This is a genomic window from Mesorhizobium sp. M7A.F.Ca.CA.001.10.2.1 (genome assembly GCF_003998575.1).
Classification (GTDB): domain Bacteria; phylum Pseudomonadota; class Alphaproteobacteria; order Rhizobiales; family Rhizobiaceae; genus Mesorhizobium.
In genome coordinates this window covers 1-1,425 of record NZ_RZQY01001011.1, presented here as the reverse complement: position 1 = coordinate 1,425, position 1,425 = coordinate 1, and the positions used below count along the sequence as shown (strand labels likewise).

Annotated in this window: 1 protein-coding gene and 1 pseudogene; both read right to left on the bottom strand. The window is 63.9% G+C overall.

Going from position 1 to position 1,425, the window contains the following annotated elements; genetic code table 11:
• Window positions 1-247: 247 nt before the first annotated feature.
• Window positions 248-1,078 (bottom strand): carbohydrate ABC transporter permease, encoded by an 831-nt coding sequence (locus EN964_RS34530; RefSeq protein WP_013530271.1) that lies wholly within the window; start codon window positions 1,076-1,078, stop codon window positions 248-250.
• Window positions 1,075-1,425 (bottom strand): annotated as a pseudogene (locus EN964_RS34525) (glycerol-3-phosphate ABC transporter ATP-binding protein); the annotation flags it as partial. The pseudogene EN964_RS34525 and the gene EN964_RS34530, both read right to left, overlap by 4 nt.

Below are 1,425 nucleotides of genomic sequence, written 5' to 3'. Positions count from 1 at the left end.
GCTTCGATGATCTTGGTTTCCGGCACGTCCTCCATCAAGGCGTGCAAGGTGATGGGCTCAGCCGCCCTGGCCGGAAGCGATGCGCTGACAACAGCTGCCCCGCTCACGGCCGTCATCAGCATTTTGATCAAGGTCTGCTTGTTCCAAGTCATAACTCTCTACTCCTCTTTCCCTCTGGACGCGGCGGTGATCCCGTCACGATTTCATAACCGGCTAGCGAGCCATGTCGGCTCTCGGAGCGGCCGGCCTATTTCACGCTGCCGAACGTCAAGCCCTGGACGATGAAACGCTGGATGAAGCGGGAAGCCACGACCAGCGGCAGGATGGCAAGGACGACGCCGGCAGAGACCTTGGCGATCTGGACGCCGTTCGAGGTCTGCAACGCGGCGAGCGCAACCGGTATCGTCGCCGTCTTCGGCCCGCTCAAAACCAGGGCAAACAAAAACTCATTCCACGCCAGGATGAAGCCGAGGACGCCGGCGGCCGCGATACCGGGCATCGACACCGGCAGCACAATGCGCCAGAAGGCGCCCCAGGCAGTCGCGCCGTCGGTCATCGCCGCCCACTCCAGATCGACTGGAATGCCTTCGAAGAAGCCCATCAGGATCCAGGTCAGGAAAGGCAGGTTGAGCGCGGCATAGACGATGATCAGCCCGGTCAGCGAATTGCTGAGCTCCAGGCTTCGGAACAGCGTGAAGGTCGGCAGCACCAGCGCCACGGGCGGCAGCATTTGCGTCGCCAGAACGGCAAAACGCGCCCACCGACCGCCCGTACGGAAGCGGGCGAAGGCATAACCGGTGGTGGCGGCAAAAGGCAATGCGAGCAGAACCGAGCCGAGCGCGACGATCAGGCTGTTGAGGTAGGACTGACCGAAGCGGCTCGACAGGAGCGCCGAATAATTGTCCGTCGTAAAGGCCGGCATCAGCTCGTTGCTGTAGGATAGCTGCTCGGGCACGAAGCTCGTCCGCAGCACCCAGAGCGGCGGCAGCAGCACGATGGCGCAAACGACAATCAGCCCGAAATGCAGGCCGAAGCGGCGACGAAAGGCCGGCCGCTCGTTTCTGTCCATGCTGGTCATCGAGCGGCCCTCATGAGGCTCGGCCGCGCGATCACCAGTTCGGTTTCGGGATCAAACAGGTGCATCGGCAGCGGGTCGATGTAGAGTTCGACGATCGAGCCGACGGGCGCCGTGAAATAACGGCTCAGGCGGGCGGCGATCTCCAACGGCTTGCCGCCTCCGGCGGGATGGGCATCGTCCGTGCCGGTGGCCTGACCGGCAATCTGGCCGATCAGGACGTTCTCGGCGCCGAGGGCCTCGACGGCCACGACCCGTACGGCAATCTTCTGCCAGTCCGGCTTGTCGGGGCTTTCGTGGAAATCCTCGGCCCGCACCCCCAGAATGACGCGGCCCCCGACACGCTCCCC

Coding starts and splice junctions, on each gene's coding strand:
- EN964_RS34530 (WP_013530271.1), bottom strand. CDS start 1,078: ATGACCAGCATGGACAGAAACGAGCGGCCGGCCTTTCGTCGCCGCTTC.